21 protein-coding genes are annotated in these 15954 nt (G+C 52.6%); 17 read left to right on the top strand and 4 right to left on the bottom strand.

Translation table 11 applies throughout. From position 1 onward, the window contains the following. Positions 1–25: 25 nt before the first annotated feature. From MKFW12EY_RS08720 to MKFW12EY_RS08730, 3 genes are read right to left on the bottom strand one after another with little or no spacing between them, the layout of a single operon-like run. Positions 26–664, bottom strand: a complete 639-nt coding sequence (locus MKFW12EY_RS08720) for a TIGR04211 family SH3 domain-containing protein (RefSeq protein WP_054758700.1) — start codon at positions 662–664, stop codon at positions 26–28. A 49-nt stretch (positions 665–713) separates the two neighbouring features. Further along, the gene (gene argF / locus MKFW12EY_RS08725) at positions 714–1613 is read right to left on the bottom strand and encodes an ornithine carbamoyltransferase (RefSeq protein ID WP_064025161.1); all 900 of its coding nucleotides are present in this window, start codon (positions 1611–1613) and stop codon (positions 714–716) included. Between the two features lie 6 nt (positions 1614–1619). Then, positions 1620–2792, bottom strand: a complete 1173-nt coding sequence (locus MKFW12EY_RS08730) for an acetylornithine transaminase (RefSeq protein WP_054758738.1) — start codon at positions 2790–2792, stop codon at positions 1620–1622. 258 nt (positions 2793–3050) lie between these two features. On the opposite strand from MKFW12EY_RS08730, the gene MKFW12EY_RS08735 reads away from it, so the two are divergent. Continuing rightward, a complete protein-coding gene (locus MKFW12EY_RS08735; protein ID WP_174893218.1) occupies positions 3051–3569 on the top strand; it encodes a hypothetical protein in 519 nt (172 codons plus the stop codon). 238 nt (positions 3570–3807) lie between these two features. Here the strand turns inward: MKFW12EY_RS08735 and MKFW12EY_RS08740 are convergent, their stop codons facing one another. Then, entirely contained in the window at positions 3808–4218 is a 411-nt protein-coding gene (locus MKFW12EY_RS08740) for a hypothetical protein (RefSeq protein WP_054758705.1), read from the bottom strand. Between the two features lie 454 nt (positions 4219–4672). Between MKFW12EY_RS08740 and MKFW12EY_RS08745 the strand changes: the two genes are divergently transcribed. From MKFW12EY_RS08745 to dhaL, 16 genes are all read left to right on the top strand, one after another. Continuing rightward, complete coding sequence (locus tag MKFW12EY_RS08745) at positions 4673–4876, top strand: hypothetical protein (RefSeq protein ID WP_054758707.1); 204 nt, start codon at positions 4673–4675, stop codon at positions 4874–4876. Between the two features lie 8 nt (positions 4877–4884). Next, entirely contained in the window at positions 4885–5220 is a 336-nt protein-coding gene (locus MKFW12EY_RS08750) for a hypothetical protein (protein ID WP_157199156.1), read from the top strand. After that, positions 5220–5474, top strand: coding sequence for a hypothetical protein (locus MKFW12EY_RS08755; protein WP_157199157.1), 255 nt, complete (start codon positions 5220–5222; stop codon positions 5472–5474). Before MKFW12EY_RS08750 ends, MKFW12EY_RS08755 begins: the two co-directional genes overlap by 1 nt. Further along, positions 5468–5695 (top strand): hypothetical protein, encoded by a 228-nt coding sequence (locus MKFW12EY_RS08760; RefSeq protein WP_221054379.1) that lies wholly within the window; start codon positions 5468–5470, stop codon positions 5693–5695. Before MKFW12EY_RS08755 ends, MKFW12EY_RS08760 begins: the two co-directional genes overlap by 7 nt. After that, on the top strand, positions 5688–5990 hold the full coding sequence (locus MKFW12EY_RS08765; RefSeq protein ID WP_221054380.1) for a hypothetical protein: 303 nt from the start codon (positions 5688–5690) through the stop codon (positions 5988–5990). The genes MKFW12EY_RS08760 and MKFW12EY_RS08765 overlap by 8 nt, the downstream gene beginning before the upstream one ends. Positions 5991–6419: 429 nt before the next feature. Next, positions 6420–6662 (top strand): hypothetical protein, encoded by a 243-nt coding sequence (locus MKFW12EY_RS08770; protein ID WP_054758713.1) that lies wholly within the window; start codon positions 6420–6422, stop codon positions 6660–6662. A gap of 18 nt (positions 6663–6680) precedes the next feature. Next, complete coding sequence (locus MKFW12EY_RS08775; protein ID WP_082409612.1) at positions 6681–7133, top strand: hypothetical protein; 453 nt, start codon at positions 6681–6683, stop codon at positions 7131–7133. Between the two features lie 244 nt (positions 7134–7377). Next, positions 7378–7617, top strand: a complete 240-nt coding sequence (locus MKFW12EY_RS08780) for a hypothetical protein (protein WP_054758719.1) — start codon at positions 7378–7380, stop codon at positions 7615–7617. Between the two features lie 65 nt (positions 7618–7682). Then, positions 7683–8033 (top strand): hypothetical protein, encoded by a 351-nt coding sequence (locus tag MKFW12EY_RS08785; protein WP_221054381.1) that lies wholly within the window; start codon positions 7683–7685, stop codon positions 8031–8033. Positions 8034–8337: 304 nt separating this feature from the next. Continuing rightward, the gene (locus MKFW12EY_RS08790; protein WP_221054382.1) at positions 8338–9582 is read left to right on the top strand and encodes a hypothetical protein; all 1245 of its coding nucleotides are present in this window, start codon (positions 8338–8340) and stop codon (positions 9580–9582) included. An 8-nt stretch (positions 9583–9590) separates the two neighbouring features. Then, positions 9591–9899 carry a hypothetical protein gene (locus MKFW12EY_RS08795; protein ID WP_054758726.1) on the top strand — a complete coding sequence of 103 codons (309 nt, stop codon included), beginning with the start codon at positions 9591–9593 and terminating at the stop codon, positions 9897–9899. 190 nt (positions 9900–10089) lie between these two features. Continuing rightward, positions 10090–11175: a zonular occludens toxin domain-containing protein gene (locus MKFW12EY_RS08800; RefSeq protein WP_054758728.1), complete on the top strand. Its 1086-nt coding sequence runs from the start codon at positions 10090–10092 to the stop codon at positions 11173–11175. 141 nt (positions 11176–11316) lie between these two features. Next, positions 11317–12582, top strand: a complete 1266-nt coding sequence (locus MKFW12EY_RS08805; protein ID WP_054758730.1) for a hypothetical protein — start codon at positions 11317–11319, stop codon at positions 12580–12582. Positions 12583–13059: 477 nt separating this feature from the next. Continuing rightward, a complete protein-coding gene (locus MKFW12EY_RS08810; protein WP_221053058.1) occupies positions 13060–14157 on the top strand; it encodes an IS5 family transposase in 1098 nt (365 codons plus the stop codon). An 89-nt stretch (positions 14158–14246) separates the two neighbouring features. Continuing rightward, positions 14247–15197 carry a phage integrase gene (locus MKFW12EY_RS08815; RefSeq protein WP_221054383.1) on the top strand — a complete coding sequence of 317 codons (951 nt, stop codon included), beginning with the start codon at positions 14247–14249 and terminating at the stop codon, positions 15195–15197. Between the two features lie 112 nt (positions 15198–15309). After that, positions 15310–15948: a dihydroxyacetone kinase subunit DhaL gene (gene dhaL, locus MKFW12EY_RS08820; RefSeq protein ID WP_054760637.1), complete on the top strand. Its 639-nt coding sequence runs from the start codon at positions 15310–15312 to the stop codon at positions 15946–15948. Positions 15949–15954: the final 6 nt, after the last annotated feature.

The following is a 15954-nucleotide window of genomic DNA, read 5'->3' on the forward strand; positions in this document are numbered from 1 at the left end:
AGCCGATGGTTAAAACCGTTAACGATTAAAACGTATCCCAACCGCTGGAGCGGCGGCGCCAACTTATTTTTGGCAAAATGAAGCCGAGCAGTACGCCAAACAACGATAGGCCGCCGCCGTAAAGAAACCAGTCCTGGTTGGTGTTGTCGGTCAATGCCAGGTTTTCCCGCTTCAGTTGTTGCAGTTCGCGTTCGACTGCGATGACGCGTTCCTGCAACTGGTCGCGTTGTTGTTTCAGTTGGATCGCGTTGGCCGCGGTTTGTTGCAATTCGCTGAGGTCGGCACTGAGTTTGTCGCGTTCCTTGCTGATTTCCTGGCTGCCGGCCTGGGAAGCTTTCAGTTGCTTGTTTTCTTCCTGCAACGCTTCCAGTTTTTTGTTCGCGGCTTCGAGTTGGTTGCGGGCACTGGGTTCGCCGCTCAAATAACGCGTCAGGATAAAGCCCTCGGAGCCGCTGCCGGTTTGGATGTAGGTGTAGCCGTTCTCGGTGTTGTCGCCCAATACTGTAACCGGCGCGCCGTTTTCCAGCATCTTGACGATTTTACTGCGTTCGCTTTCGCCGCTGCGTAAGGGCACTTCGACTTTATCCGTGACGTAAGCCGTTTTGGCTAGCGCGATATTGGTGAAAAACAGGCTGGCAAACAGGCAGATAAAAGGCTTTTTCACGGTATCACTCGTCGGTCGGCTTTTGAATAAAGCGGCGATTCTAGCGAAATTATCGGCAGATGAGAAATTCCAGTAACGCTTTCTGGGCGTGCAAACGGTTCTCCGCTTCCGGAAAAACCACGCTTTGCGGGCCGTCGATCACCTCCGCGGTGACTTCTTCGCCGCGGTGTGCAGGCAAGCAATGCATGAACAGCGCGTCGGCCTTGGCCGCCGCCATGGTAGCGGCGTTGACTTGGAAGTCTTTGAATACGAATTCGCGTTTCTTTTGCTCTTCTTCCTGGCCCATGCTGGCCCAAACGTCGGTGACGACCAAATCGGCCTGATGCGCGGCCTGTTCCGGGGTATTGAAGAATGCGACCCGGTCGCCGGCCGGATCGACGATGCTTTGCAACGGGCGGTAATCGACCGGGCAGGCGATGTTCAGTTTAAAGCCGAACTGGCGCGCGGCGTTGATGTAGGAGTGGCACATGTTGTTGCCGTCGCCGATCCAGGCCACGGTCTTGCCGGCGATGTCGCCGCGGAATTCGAAATAAGTCTGCATGTCCGCCAGCAATTGGCAAGGATGCTTTAGATCGGTCAGACCGTTAATCACCGGAACCCGCGAATGCTTGGCAAAGGTGGTGACGGTCTCGTGTTTGTGGGTGCGCAGCATGATGCAATCCACCATGCTGGAGATGACTTTGGCGCTGTCTTCCAACGGTTCGCCGCGGCCCAGTTGGGTATCGCGCGGTGACAAAAACAATGCCGTACCGCCGAATTGGGCCATGCCGGCCTCGAACGAGATTCGGGTCCTGGTCGAGGATTTTTCGAAAATCATCGCCAGCACTTTGCCTTTTAACGGTTGGTAGTCGGGATCGCGATGGCGTTTCAGCTCGATTGCCCGATGGATCAAAGCGATAAGCTCGGCGCTGGTTAAATCCAGCAGGCTGGTGAAGTGTCTGGGTTGCATGGCGATTTACCTGCTAAAGTCCTGAATGAGCGCCGCCAAGGTTTCGGTCAGCGTAGCGATTTGGGCGTCGTCGATGATCAACGGCGGCAATAACCGGATGGTGTTGTCGGCGGTGACGTTGATCAGCAGGCCTTGAGCCAAGGCCATGCCGACCAGTTGGGCGCAAGGCCGATCCAATTCGATGCCGATCATCAAGCCTTTGTTGCGGATCGAAACGATATGCGGATTGCCGGCCAGGGCTTGCTGCAACGCTGCATGGATTTTTTCGCCTTTTTCGGCCGCTTGGGCTATCAAGCCGGAGCCGGTCAACGTTTCCAGTACCGCCAGCGCCGCACTGCACGCTAACGGGTTGCCGCCGAAGGTCGAACCGTGGTTGCCGGCCGTCAACACCTCGGCCGCTTTGCCGCGCGCCAGGCAGGCGCCGATCGGCACGCCGTTGCCCAAGGCTTTGGCCATCGTGCAGACATCGGGCAAGATGCCGTTGTGTTGATAAGCCAGAAATTTTCCGGTACGGCCGACACCGGTCTGGATTTCGTCCAGTATCATCAACAAGTTATGGCGGTCGCACAATTCGCGAATCCGGTTTAGATAATCGGCGGCCGGGATATTGACGCCGCCTTCGCCTTGCACCGGTTCCGCCATGATCGCCACAATGTTGCCATCCGCCGCGATGGCGGCTTCCAGCGCCGGAATGTCGTTGTACGGCACGTGGCTGAAGCCGGCCAATAACGGTGCGAAACCTTGTTTGATCTTGCTGTTGCCGGTCGCGCTCAAGGTGCCCATGGTGCGGCCGTGGAAGCTTTTTTCCATAGTCAGCACCACCGGATTGTCGATGCCGCGTTGGTGGCCGTATTTGCGGGCGATCTTGATTGCGGCTTCGTTGGCCTCGGCGCCGGAGTTGGCAAAAAACACGTTGTCCATGCCGCTCAGCGCGATCAAACGGTCGGCCAATTGCGCTTGCAGTTCCACACCGTACAGATTGGAGGTGTGCAGCAGGGTCTTGCTTTGCCGACACAGGGCTTCGTGGACGGCAGGATGCGCGTGCCCCAAGCTGCACACGGCAATACCGGCTACCGCGTCCAGATAGCGTCGGCCTTCGCTGTCCCACAACCACGCGCCTTCTCCGCGCGAAAAAGTGACCGACTGGCGGGCGTAAGTGGGCATGATATGGCTGGTCATTTGCAAGGCTCTGAAGGTGTTTTAAAAAACGCAGTTCGCTTGAAAAAAGCGCGCGATTATATTTTTTAAACGCTAGCGAAGCAAACAATAGTTTCAGCCTGGCTCATTTTTCAAATTCCCGCAGTTTTCGGCAAACTCGCGCCGGTCAGCGCCGGTGCGCTGTTATAAATTTGTAATATAGATGCAGTAGAGTTCCGTCATTTAAAGCCGTTTCGGCGGCTTGGGCTTGGCAGGCTACTAACTTTCAAGGGATTTGCGTTGAACGAGAACGAGCATCTGATAGACGATAAAAAACACATCGTTTCGATAAGGCTGAATAATTCCGACCGGATTGCGGTGCGTTCGACCGCCGCCAGACTATTGGTGCGCGAATCCGAGTTGTACCGCTTTGCCGTCTACCATTTACTGAATCGTTTGCACAAACTCCACGACGACGCTTGCGTCGGCAGCGATTTATTGCCGTTGTTCATCGAGTTCAAAAACGAGCTGAATACCTACTTGGGCCTGAAGAAGCACCAGTTGTTTAAAATCTTCAATGGCCGCAATCCGGAACCGGAAAAATTCGTGTCGATGGCCGATATCGAATTGTTGCTGCTGCCGCGGCACGCCGTGCGCCAGCGCTTACAACAAATGAACGAAGCCTTGCCGCAAAAACGGGCCGATACCGACGCATGGTTGCACGCCTATTTGCAGGAAAAATACCGGTTCAGCGCTTCGCTGGAAGACGGCGAGTTGACGGCGCTCGACGATAACGCTGCGGAACCCGGCGCCGTTTGAAACGGCTGCGGTCGCGGTTGCAGCCTTCGGGGCTGGCGAAGCGCCGGCTCGGACACGATAACCTAAGACCGGAATAACCTATGGCGGCCGCCGCCGGCTGGACAGACCGCCCGCGCTTTGGCTATGCTCGGCCTTCATGCCGAACCGCACCAAACCACGCTAAAAACAAGGGGTTACGGTTGCGGCGTGGCTGGGTGCGGGTGGTTTTGGCGGGGTAAAGTGGAAAGAAAACGGAAAGCTAAGCCGGTTTGCATTTCCCTTTTTTGGTGTCTTGGTTATACCAGCATTCGCGGCCGTTTCGGATAATCCTTATCCAGTGTTCCTTTACTTCGGTTTCTTCTGCTTCGGTGTCTTCTGGGGTTGCTTCTGTTGCCGGCTGTTGTTTTCGTTTCAGCTTGGCTCTGCGTTCGGCGTCCTTTTTTAGCGAGTCTTGTTCCAGCATCTTGAAGGCGTGCATTGCTGCGGCGTATTCAATTTCCATCGGGTTTAGCCAGCGTAAGGAACGATAAACCTTTTTTAGTGAAACTGGTTGTGCTGGCGGCTCCTTGGTCTTCTCTTTATCGTCTAGGGCGGCTGCTAATCCGATAAAGCAAATAATCCAAAAAGCAAGTTTGATCCTGCGGACTCGTGCGGGTTCTCTGTATCTCATGGCTACTCTGCGGCCAAGCGTTCCACCCTTCCCGCAAGGGCTGAAACGTCGTTACTGGTAACGTTTTTTCCATCGCCGGCTTACCTTAACCGCTAAGGCTAAGCCTGCTTTAGTTTTGCTCTGGTGTTCTCAATCTCTGGGCTGATTTGCCCGATCTCTGGCGCGGTTTGGTCCGTCATTAGCCAAAGTGCGTATTCCGGCCAATTGTGTGTAATCGCCAAAAGGTGTTCTTCGTTCGCCTTCTGTTTCCCTAACTCGATGTTTGCCCATGTCTTGGCGTTTATGCCTGTGACGTGTTCGAACTGAGTTCGGTCGTATCCAAGTGTTTCTCTTATTTGGCGTATTTTTCTTTTCATTCTAGGTAAATATTACTTGACTAATATTTACCTAGTGGGTAATATTTAGCCATCTTCTTAAAACCGTCCACAACCAACCAAAACCAACCGAGGCAATCATGGAACAGGACAATACAAAAAGCAATATTCCGGGCCCGTCGCCCTTCGTGCCGTTGTTGACCATGCATCGCTATGGCGAGTTAACCGGCCAGACCTACGATGCCATCAAGTTTCAAGCCTTGAATGGTGACTTACCTACCTTAAAGGTCGGCAAGCGTCGGATGGTCAACATTTTGAAACTTTGCGAAATCGCGGCGGAGTAGGGGGTTTTATGGAAAATCAATTACACCATTCGGCCTTTACTACTTTTGAATGCGAGATTGAGTCGGTCCTTTACCGTGTTCAGCGCGGATCTGTGTCTTTTACTGCGGTTCGCGAGCTACGTGAAAAGGCTGATTTTGTCGCTCGTATATTTTCGGAGTCGTCCGTTATGTGGGCGCGCTTTCGGGCTCTTTGGGAAGCTATCGGCGATTGTTACCGTTTTGCCTGCCATGCTGATATGGCTGATTCCGCCAGTCGCTCTAGCCTGGTCTCTAAACTTCAAAAATTGGTCGAAATCGTTCGTTGCTGGCGGTTGCAGGCTAGCCCATTGCGGGAGGCGTTCTAATGTCTCGCCAAAAGCTTTTCTACTCCCGCACCTTTCGCCGCCGGATACGAAACGGTGCCATTGTTTACGCCGGTTCTCGTTATGTCTCGCCTGCGTTCGATTATCTGGAAGGCACGGAAGTGGATGTAACTAAGTTCGGCTACGAAGTCGGCACCTTTGATATTTCAAAGCTGTTTGTACAGGTGCGGCCGTTCTCGTTGGTTTGTCCTGGCTTCTGGTGTTTTCCTACCAATGGCGAGGGGGTTTTATGCTAATCAGCGCCAAAACCCTAGCCGATACCTGCGACTATCTTGTCAATTCCTGCCGTCGTGACATCAACCGAGCGCCCGACGAACTGGAACGCTGCAAGGCTCGTTACCGTGAAAATCTGCGTGGTTTGTCTTTGCTGTTGATCGGTCGGCGCGAAAAAAGCCACGTAGAAAACGCCATTAAGCAAATTGAAACCATACAACCCCGGAGGGCCAAACATGGCTAACCAAACACTTGACCCGTTGGCCGACGCCGATTTGCCGGCCGACTACATGCCCGAGCGGGCCGACATGGCCGAAGCCAAGGCGAAAGAGCGCACCTTCCGTACCGGCGTAACCAATGACATTTATTTCAAGCTTGAAAAGGAAAGCGTGGAACGTGGCATTAAGCCCTATGGTTTGACACAGCGCGTCATGACTCTTTACGCCCTGCGAAAATTGGTCTACGTCCGCGACCTGCCGGCGGAGCTACAAACCGCAATCGCGGCCCACTACGCCGCCCAGCCTCCGCTTGTCATATGAGTGCGGCCAGACACTTCTGGGGAATGGGGCCTTTGCCGGTTCAATTCTTTCTAGTGGGTTTAGGTTGGGGGGGAGCCTCTCGCCGTCGCATCGGTCGCGGCCCAACCTTGCGCGGGCCGGTGAGGGCGTCAAGGGCGCAGCTTGCGGAGAGCGAAGCGGCCCTTGACGCCCTCGGCGGTTTGCGCAAACTCGGCCGCAAACTGACCGATGTGCCGGCTAGGGGCTTCTCCCCAACCGGCCTGGGGGGGAGTCTTGAGCCCGAGCGGAGGGAGCAAATCAAAATAAGCGGCGCAGCCACATTAATTGGCAAGCGGAGCGCGCAGCGTAGCGGAGGCGAGAGGGATTGTAGCGTAAATGGCCGGGCTTACGCGGTGTTAGCAATGATGCCCGGTTATTGTAGCGGAAAGCCCGGCCCGTAGGGCTCGCACTATGCACTACAGCTATCAGCCCGACTACATGCAAAAGCCACGGCCCGACCTGCGGCACTACGCGCCAAAGGCCGAGCTAATCGACTTTTTCGAATCACAGATTGAACGGCTATCGATCCAGCTTGAAGACGAAACCTTAACCCCGAAACAACAGGCGGTAAAAGACCAGCTACTTCAAAACTATCAGCACCACCTAAACAGATTAAACCAACCGGCGCTTATCGCCACCCACAACCAACCGTAACAAACTGAGGCAATCAACATGCAAACCAATGACCTGGAAACCATAACTACAACGTTCGTCGGTCAAGTCGAATCTGCCACCAAATACGAGATTGACGCCGATAACAAAGGCGCGTCCTTATGGGTGACTAAGCCCACCAGCGGCCGCAATCCCAACGTAATCGGCCGCGAAATCATAAAAGTACGCATGCCCCACGACATGTTCGCCAAACTCAAAGCCGACCACGACGCCGGAGATATTCAATTCCCGTGCTTAATGGAAATCCAAGCCGAAGTTGACATGGGCGGCGGCAATCGCGCAGCACTAACGGCAATTAGCATCCGCAAACACATACCCGAGCCGTTAGATGTTTCGGCCGACAAAATCGACACAACGACCGGCGAAATCCTACCCGGTCCCGGTGCGGCCATGGCTGAAGGCCTAAAACCCGATGCCAAAACCGACATAAAACCAGACAACAAAACCAAATAAACAGCCATGCAGACAATTGCCTGCAATGGCGAACTGACCATAACCGGAACCGCTACGCTAATCACCGATGCGAGCTGTTCTGGTACATGGGTTGCGGTCGGAGTGGGTGAGCCATTCAACCCCGCAACGCTTGACCCGTCTGCCGTCGTCGGTGCGATCGGCAGCGGCTTTATAGTGGCCGGAATCCCTCTGTTAGTGGTTCTTCTCGGTCGTATCGTCCTTGAACAAATTAGAGGTTCAAACAATGACTAACTCAAAACGCAAAAACGCAAGCTTTCTACTGAAAGCTTTTCTGGGCTTATTCCTGATGGCCTTCGGTCTGGATGCCTTCGCGGAACCTCCAGACTTCACCGATCTGACCGATGCGGTTGATTTTTCAACCGTCATAACCGCCTTGATGACAATCATGGGCGCGTTGGCCGGTGTTTACATCGTCAACCGTGGCGGCAATATGATCCTCGGCAAGATTGGCGGTCGTCGCTAATCAAAAAACAACGGCCGGGAAACCGGCCGTTTCCTTATTCAAAAACTTAAACAACAGGGGGCAACATGCCAACGCTTCCGCCGTGCCCGTCTGACGGCTCCATACAACCGCCGGCCTGCAAAATCGACCAGTTCAAAGACTTTATGCATACCATTGTAGAGGGAATCGGCGCCTTTCCGTCTGCGCTGATCTCTGTAATGGCGACCGCGGCCGGGCTCTATATCGTCGTAGCCGGCGGCAACATGATCCTTGGCAAAATCAGCGGCCGAACCGAAACCAGCGGTACAGAATCGAGCGGTACAGATTTAGCCGTTGCTGACGACCGCGCCGATTATTACAACAACTCTAGCTATGAAACCGTTCACGATGACTACATCGACGTTCGGGATTATCGTCGGGTTCGGGACGATGACTAGCCAAACCAACCAACAGGGGGCAACATGGCCGACCTTTATTACTGGGCGTTTTTCTGTACTGGCATTGGCATTGCTTTTGTTGCTTTTAAGCCCTTTCGTTAATGCCGCGGACCTTATTCACTGCGCTAACTATCCGGGTACATCAACCGCTACGGGTGACTATCAGTGTGATTATGTAACGTCTCGAACTCGCCCGTTAGGCCGCATGGATAACAACGGCCAGTTGTGTCTAGCTTCAAATAGTTGGAGCGCTACCGCGTTCGCTGATAGGTGCGGAACGTTGCAGGCCCCGGCGCAGACTGCCATGCAACCTTGTGCTGAGGGTGTCAATTCGTCTTGCTACGACACTCTTTCTACGTTCCAACCTGCCTGTGCCAGCGGCGAAACGCGCGGCGCTGACTTGGTTTGTCATGCGCCGGCGCAATGCCCCGAATTCCATACCGGCACTCCGCCAAACTGCTTGCCGCCGTGCGTCGGTGGCGAGCACCGAAACGAACAAGGGATCTGTACGTTTAACCCCAACTGCTACCAAACCAGCGGGCCGGGGTTCTATTTCGACATTAACGAACGCCAATGCATAACGGAACCGAACGTGGTTGGCGAGTGTACCGGCAGCCGGAAGCAATATTGCACGCCTACAAACGATTGCATTTTCGAAAACGAAACCTGCTCAAACAATCCGCTCGATAAAGTCGCGCGGGAGCTGCTGCGGTCCGATTGGAACCCTCCAAGCCATGATCGAGTTGAACAGGCAGATTCAACCGTCGATCAGTACAAATTAGCCGCACAACAGGCCGTTAGCAATTTCCAAGATATAGCCGACCAGGCCCAGGCCGACTATGACGACGCTCAACAAGCGTACCAAAACGACCCAACGCCAGAAAACCTTAACAACATGATTGAGGCCGCTAATAACCTGGCGAGCGCTCAAAATGACCTGGCCGGCGCTACGGCGTCCTCTCAAGCCATCGGCAACAAGTCGAACAAAATAAACGAAATAGACGAAAACTTCGACGAAGAGGAAACCATGCCAGGCATCGGCGAAAACTACGCCGAAAACGCCGAAGAAGAGGCCGAAGAGGCCTTCGATGACCTAGACGACGCCCTAGACGGCGATTATCCCTGTGAAGAGTTCTTTGATTGGGTCGTTTGCTATGAAGAAGACGGCCCAACCGACGGCGATCCCGACGGGGACGGCGGCACCAGCGGCGGTTCGACCGATGAAGGTTCCGACATTAACGAGGGCGACATAAGCAACGGCCAAGGCCCGAAGTTCGGCGAAACTGACACGGTCGGCGAAACCGGTGAAAAGTGGGTTGATGCGCTGGAAAAGTGGGAGCCTGTTAAGGGCATTAACGAAATCCGCGGAATGGATTTTTCCGCCAATGGTGAATGCCCGATTCTCGAAATCGACACGACCGAAGACTTCTTCGGCGTCTTGTCCACCGACTTTCACTGCGAATTAATCGGCGAACATTACACCATGATTCAGAATTTCGCCCGGCTGAGCTGGGTTATCGGTGCCTTTTTCTTATTTCTGATGATGTAGGGGGTTATATGTACCAAGTCGGTTATTTACAGGACATATTTAAATTTTTTATTGATCTCATTAAATACGCGCTGGAAAAAATAGGCGAGTTATTACTTGAGGCCTTAACCGCAATTTTCGAAATTTTACCCGACCCCTGCTGTGTCAAAGAGGCGGTTAGCATGTTTCGCTGGCTCTCTAATTCCTTGCATTCTGGCGGTCATTTCTCTTTGTTGTCTTGGGTATTCGATGTAATCGATTTCGAATTTGGTTTCCGCGTTATTCTCTGCACCCTAATCGCTCGTTTTATTATTCGTCGGCTTCCAGGGATCGGCTAATATGAACGATCATATATTTGTTTATTTGTGTCCTTCTGTTGCCAGGCGTATATCTTACCCGCTTTGCAATTGTAAAAACCCTGTTTACGGTTACTGGGGTTTTAAGGGCAAAAACCATCCGCATTACCGGAAACCCTTTGCGGATCGCGTGTGCTGCGACCGGTGCGAAACCTTCGCCGTTCTCGCCTAAATGGCTATCCCGGCGCTAGTAGGCCTTCCAGGTCATGGCAAAAGCTATTCAGCGGTTGAGCTATTTATTATTGCGGCGATAACCGAAAAGCGCAAAATAGTTACCAATATCCCGCTAAATATCGATAATTTAAAGCGCGATTATCCCGACTATAATTTCGACGGGTGTTTAATCGATATTGATTTAGACAAGCTCAAAACCGCCGGCCCGGAAGCCTGGCGCGATCCGGCTACTATGCCGCCTTCAGCCTTATATCTGCTCGATGAATTATGGAAAATATGGCCGGCCGGCCTTAAGGCGTCGAATATTCCGCCTTATCAACTCTCGTTTATAAAAGAACACCGCCACTATCTGGACGAAACCGGCCGGGAGCCCGATATAGTCCTCGTGACTCAAAACCTTGAGGACATTTGTAACGCCGTTCGAACGATGGTTGAAACAACCATTATCTGCACGAAATTAACCGCGGTCGGTAAAAAGGGCAATTTCCGCCGCGATTACTACGAAGGATCGGTAAAAGGTTTTCAGGGTCCGAAAAGTAAGTTTATTCGGTCCGATCACATGGTGAAATATCAAGCTGAGGTCTGGCAATATTACAAAAGCCACACAAAGGCCAGCGGTAACGTTACCGCCGTCAATAATACCGGCGTTGTCTCTGCGACGGTATTTAACGGCCTCGGCTTTAAGATTGGTGTAGCTGCCTTGGTTCTATTTATTTCGATGGCTATTTGGGGTTACTTTAAAACATCAAGCGATGTTGAAAAACTCACAAAAAAACCGGTAACAATCGCAAAACCCGCGCCCCCTGCCACCGTCAACGCCGCCCCTCGTACTGCGCAGCCCCAAAACCAACCAAAACCAACACAGTTGGTTTCGTCCAGTTACCGCCTGGCCGGTATTTACGTGCTGCCGGGGTCGTCTATCGCGGTGATAGCGACCAATGACGGCCGGTCGATTCGGATTGATGCCACTAAACATTGCCATTTAGATATTGAGTATTCCTGCGATTTTGAGCAACAGAAAGTAACCCGTTATAGCGGCTCTTCCGGTTCAATCTTATCTTCTCCAAAAGATTCAGCCGGCTAACCCTCATGCCGTTTTTTAAAAGCCTAAACAGTGAACAGAACGAACCGGCGGCGGCTGAGAGTGTAGCGGTTCAGTTGCCGCCGGTCACGTCCTTGTATCACGTGACAGACTAACCCTTAAAAAGTGTGGATAAGTAGCATTATGAAATATTCAGATAGATATGATTTAGCTGCGTTGTCGTCCTATGATCCAACGCCGAACCAAACCGGTTCAATTTTCATTAACGATGTCGGCTTTTACGATCTGTCGAACGTGTCGATAGTCGGTCGTTTCGTCGATACCGTTCGCCAGTTGTTTTATGGCCTGCCACGGCCCGAAATGATTCGCCGTCTTGAAACTTTTTCGGAGGCAAAAACGCCGTTGGTCACATTGAACGAGAATGGCGGCGATTTATGGCATTTTTCCAAAATGGGTAAAGTCGCCCGGTATCGCTACAAATTGCAAAATAACGACTTAGGGATAGTTATCCTGTTCGGTTCGTACTTTCAAAAGCTCGATTCGATAGGCCAGCACCTAAAAATTGAACTGTCGCCACATTTCATAAGCCAACGCAGTATAACGAAAATATGGCAACGCCTTTTTTCTGGCTTTGGCTCTTTTGCTAACGCCTTTTTAGAAAATCCCATTCCTAAAGGTTGTGCTGTCCATTTGGCGGTTGATTATCAAAACTTTGCGTTACCCGCCGATTTCGTTTCTAACGTTAAATGCTACGCTCGGACTATTCGAGCATTTGACGATGTAACGGAATTGGATTTATCGCAATTAACGGCGGGGGTTTCCTCGTTCGGTGGTCCTGGTGTTGAGCAAAATTATTTAATCGGTTCAGCCTCTAATTTCCAGGTTTGTCTATACGATAAAACCAAGTCGGCCATTCGCGACGACAAAATCGACTATTTTAAAGCCCAGTGGCAAAACCACGACGAAAATCAAAAGGTTCGGCGTATTGAATTACGCTTTCACCACCAAATTACCCGTGAGGTAGGGCAGCATCTAGGGAGGAGCCTGGAAGCCTGGCCGGATGTTGCAGAAGTGCTAACCGATCTGTGGCGCTATGGCATGGGGCTTGTTCGTTATCATCTTGATAAAAATCTAGTTCACCCTATTTGGCAGCTATTAACCTTTGATGCACAGTTTTACGTTCCGGCCGACGGCCTAAATATTAGCCGAAAAAAAAAGGACTCTATCGACCCTGTAGCGAAGAACGTCGCGATGATGATCGGCAATATAATTACACTGGCGGCGCGTCGTGGATTCAATGCGAAACAAACGCTATCGCAACTCTATAAACTCACGTTTTACGATGAAATAATTAGTTATTACCGGTCCAGGGGGTTAGGCGAATCCGATTTGCAGGAAACTATCGAAAAGGGTTTGGCGTTACGAAAATTAATAGGCAAAGCTGCGTAAATAATAGGGGGTTAATGTGGGATTCTTTTCGAGTTATCGCGACCAAATCGACCTGCCAACAGGTTACACGGTGCAAACATGTATTTCCGATTCGTTGAACGCAATGGATTTAATACCGGCGCCGTTTTTTATCCTCGGGCTTATTTTGGGTTGGGCGTCGTTCTGGCTTATTGCCTATTCAATCGATTATCGAGCGTTGAAGTATTGGATAATTCGTTTTATGCGGTCGCGTCGTGGTTGAGCCAAAAAAAAGCGGTGATAAGTGGCTAGTAGACTTTCGGCCGGACGGTGTGTCCGGTCGTCGTATCATTCGAAAATTTGAAACTAAGGCCGACGCTAACCGCTTCATCAAAGATTTTCTATCAGGCCGAATTGAGCCGCTAGCAGGCTGGTGAAAAACTCCCAAAGCTGCAGTCATCAAGGCGCATAGCCTCAGCAAACAAGTAAAATAGCGCATCTAAATTGGAGAAGCCCCCCATGCGCGGACACGATGCCATTCAAAATAGCTGGTTCAGCTACGTTAGCCTGGAAGACCGTATTCCCAAACAGCATCCGTTGCGTCGTTTACGGCTACTCGTCGATGGCGTATTGGCCTCTATGGATGCGGTCTTTGCCGAATGCTACTCCCATACTGGCCGCCCGTCGATTGCGCCCGAAAAACTGCTGCGCGCCTTGCTATTGCAAGTGCTGTACACCGTTCGTAGCGAACGCCAGTTGATGGAACAGCTGGACTACAACCTGCTGTTTCGCTGGTTTGTCGGTTTGGGTATCGACGATGCTGTCTGGGAACGCAGCGTGTTCAGCGCCAACCGCGAGCGCCTGCTGTCCGAAGCACTGAGTCGCGAGTTTTTTGAGCGGGTCTTGGCCATTGCCGAATGGCAAAACCTGGTGTCCGACGAACACTTCAGTGTCGACGGCAGCCTGATCGAAGCCTGGGCCTCGCACAAAAGCTTCGTGAAGAAAGACGGCAGCGGTCCTGATAAACCCGCCGGCCGCAATCCCGAGGTCGACTTCAGCGGCGAAAAGCGCAGCAATGCCACGCATCAGAGCACGACAGACCCCGAAGCGCGGCTTTACAAGAAAGGCGAATACACCGAGGCCAAACTGCGTTACATCACCCATGCCCTATCCGAGAATCGTAACGGCCTGATTGTCGATGTCGAAACCACCCAAGCCACCGGCACCGCTGAAATCGAAGCCGCGCAAACAATGATCAAACGCCGTGTTCCCAAAGGCGGCAGCGTCGGTGCCGACAAAGGCTATGACCAACCGGCGTTCGTCAACAAACTCAAGACGCAAGACATCAAAGCCCATGTTGCTCGCAAAAAGACCGGCAGTGCCGTCGATGGCCGCACCGCGCGCGGCAAAGCGTACGCTCAAAGCCTCAAGCGCCGCAAAATCGTCGAAGAAGCCTTCGGCTGGATCAAGACCGTCGGGGGCCTGCGTAAAACCCGCCACATCGGCTTAGCCAAAGTCGCAGGTCAGGCCTTGTTTTGCTTTGCCGCCTACAACCTGACGCGCTTGCTCAACCTATTGGTGTTCACGCCGAAACCGGCGTGGAGTGCGCCCACCTAGGGCGAAGTGCGCCTGAAAACCGTCCACAGACGGCTTCAGGCGAATAAAAAGCCCTTGAAACAGGGGCAAAACGGTTGAAACTCGATGTCATGACCGATTTCAACACGAAAAAATCACGGAAACCGTGGGTAAGGGGAAATATCAGTGGGTTTTTCACCAGCCTGCTAGGCGATAATCGGCGTTTATCTCAATTAATTTCCGATTGGTACGACTTGCACGGGGTAAGCCTGAAAAGTGCGGTTGGTACGAAAAGACGCCTTTTAGCGTTGGCGCATTCTCTTGGTGATCCGGTTGCCCAAAAGTTAAGCGTTCCTGATTTTTCCAAGTATCGCCGCTCTCGGCTCGATGCTGGCATTTCGCCGGCAACTCTCAATCGTGAGCTGCAAACGCTTAAAGCGGTGTTTCGGGAGTTGAAGCGATTGTCTGTCATTGACTACGAAAGCCCGCTGCAAACCGTTCGCAAGCTTCACCAGGCCAAAACCGAATTGAGCTATTTGACCCATAATCAAATCGCCCGGCTGTTGAGCGAGTGCCGAAAATCCCGCAATCGTGGCTTGTTCTATGTGGCTTTGGTCTCGCTGGCGACCGGTGCCAGGTGGTCGGAATCGGAGTCTTTGACGTTGCGGAACTGTAAAAATGGCGGGTTCACCTTTTGCAATACCAAAAACGGATCCGATAGATTCGTACCGGTTTCGGCCGATGTGTTCGAAGTCGTTACCGCCTTTCTCGGTTCTGAGTCCTTCACCTCTTGCCGTACTTCGTTTTCGCGAGCGTTGAAGCGCGCGTCTATTCAGTTGCCACCCGGCCAGGCTACCCATGTGCTTCGCCATACGTTCGCGAGTCATTTCGTTATGGCCGGCGGAAACCTTCGCAGCCTTCAAACAATACTCGGCCATTCCTCTTTGACCGTAACAACGCGTTACGCTCATTTGTCCCCGGATTACCTTGGCCAGGCTGTTACGTGCGGACCGTTATCAGTTTTTACAGGTGGTAACAATGTGGAAAGCGGCGATACTGCTCTAAAAATAACGGATTTTTAATGGCTTCAAGCCATTGATATTAAACAAGAAAAATTGAAGGTTTCGCGGGGCTGGTAACTGGTGCGAGCATTGGCTATGCTCGGCCGTTTTCAGATATCGTTCAGGAGGCGGCATGCCGATTACCCCCGTTATTTTTCCGGAGTTGGTCCGGGCTTTGATCGCCGTTATCGACGCTAACGCCGCTGAGGTTACCGAATTGGACCAGGCGATAGGCGACGGTGACCATGTCTTTAATTTGCAACGCGGTTTGCAGGCGTTACAACAGCATGCCGAGGAAATTGCGGCGCTGGATTGGCCGGCGGCCTGGCAAAAGATAGGGATGACCGTGATGTCGGCCGTCGGCGGCGCTTCGGGATCGTTGTATGCTACGCTGTTTATCGGCTTGGCCAAGCATGGCCGCGACCAAGCTGCGGACGTTTGCGGTTTTTCGGAAGCGTTGCTGCAAGCGGTGGAAGCGGTCAAGCAGCGTGGCAAGGCGGATGTCGGCGAAAAAACCATGTTGGATGTATTGGTGCCGGCCGCTCAGGCCTTGCATGCGGAGGCGGCGGCGAATAGCGCGCTGCCGACGATTTTGGCGCGTTTGCGCCAAGTCGCCGCGGACGGGGCCGAAGCCACGCGGGATATGGTGGCAACCAAGGGCAGGGCCTCGTTTCTCGGCGAACGCAGCAAAGGCCATGTCGATGCCGGTGCCAAAACCGCACAGTTGATGATCGCAGCGATCGCCGACGTGCTGGATAAGACGCCTACTTAAAGCCGG

This window comes from Methylomonas koyamae (assembly GCF_019669905.1).
GTDB classification, from domain to species: Bacteria; Pseudomonadota; Gammaproteobacteria; order Methylococcales; family Methylomonadaceae; genus Methylomonas; species Methylomonas koyamae.

Coding starts and splice junctions, on each gene's coding strand:
- MKFW12EY_RS08775 (WP_082409612.1), top strand. CDS start 6,681: ATGCAAACCAATGACCTGGAAACCATAACTACAACGTTCGTCGGTCAA.
- MKFW12EY_RS08810 (WP_221053058.1), top strand. CDS start 13,060: ATGCGCGGACACGATGCCATTCAAAATAGCTGGTTCAGCTACGTTAGC.
- MKFW12EY_RS08745 (WP_054758707.1), top strand. CDS start 4,673: ATGGAACAGGACAATACAAAAAGCAATATTCCGGGCCCGTCGCCCTTC.
- MKFW12EY_RS08795 (WP_054758726.1), top strand. CDS start 9,591: ATGTACCAAGTCGGTTATTTACAGGACATATTTAAATTTTTTATTGAT.
- MKFW12EY_RS08780 (WP_054758719.1), top strand. CDS start 7,378: ATGACTAACTCAAAACGCAAAAACGCAAGCTTTCTACTGAAAGCTTTT.
- argF (WP_064025161.1), bottom strand. CDS start 1,613: ATGCAACCCAGACACTTCACCAGCCTGCTGGATTTAACCAGCGCCGAG.
- MKFW12EY_RS08790 (WP_221054382.1), top strand. CDS start 8,338: ATGCAACCTTGTGCTGAGGGTGTCAATTCGTCTTGCTACGACACTCTT.
- MKFW12EY_RS08765 (WP_221054380.1), top strand. CDS start 5,688: ATGGCTAACCAAACACTTGACCCGTTGGCCGACGCCGATTTGCCGGCC.
- MKFW12EY_RS08755 (WP_157199157.1), top strand. CDS start 5,220: ATGTCTCGCCAAAAGCTTTTCTACTCCCGCACCTTTCGCCGCCGGATA.
- MKFW12EY_RS08750 (WP_157199156.1), top strand. CDS start 4,885: ATGGAAAATCAATTACACCATTCGGCCTTTACTACTTTTGAATGCGAG.
- dhaL (WP_054760637.1), top strand. CDS start 15,310: ATGCCGATTACCCCCGTTATTTTTCCGGAGTTGGTCCGGGCTTTGATC.
- MKFW12EY_RS08760 (WP_221054379.1), top strand. CDS start 5,468: ATGCTAATCAGCGCCAAAACCCTAGCCGATACCTGCGACTATCTTGTC.
- MKFW12EY_RS08785 (WP_221054381.1), top strand. CDS start 7,683: ATGCCAACGCTTCCGCCGTGCCCGTCTGACGGCTCCATACAACCGCCG.
- MKFW12EY_RS08805 (WP_054758730.1), top strand. CDS start 11,317: ATGAAATATTCAGATAGATATGATTTAGCTGCGTTGTCGTCCTATGAT.
- MKFW12EY_RS08740 (WP_054758705.1), bottom strand. CDS start 4,218: ATGAGATACAGAGAACCCGCACGAGTCCGCAGGATCAAACTTGCTTTT.
- MKFW12EY_RS08770 (WP_054758713.1), top strand. CDS start 6,420: ATGCACTACAGCTATCAGCCCGACTACATGCAAAAGCCACGGCCCGAC.
- MKFW12EY_RS08730 (WP_054758738.1), bottom strand. CDS start 2,792: ATGACCAGCCATATCATGCCCACTTACGCCCGCCAGTCGGTCACTTTT.
- MKFW12EY_RS08815 (WP_221054383.1), top strand. CDS start 14,247: ATGACCGATTTCAACACGAAAAAATCACGGAAACCGTGGGTAAGGGGA.
- MKFW12EY_RS08800 (WP_054758728.1), top strand. CDS start 10,090: ATGGCTATCCCGGCGCTAGTAGGCCTTCCAGGTCATGGCAAAAGCTAT.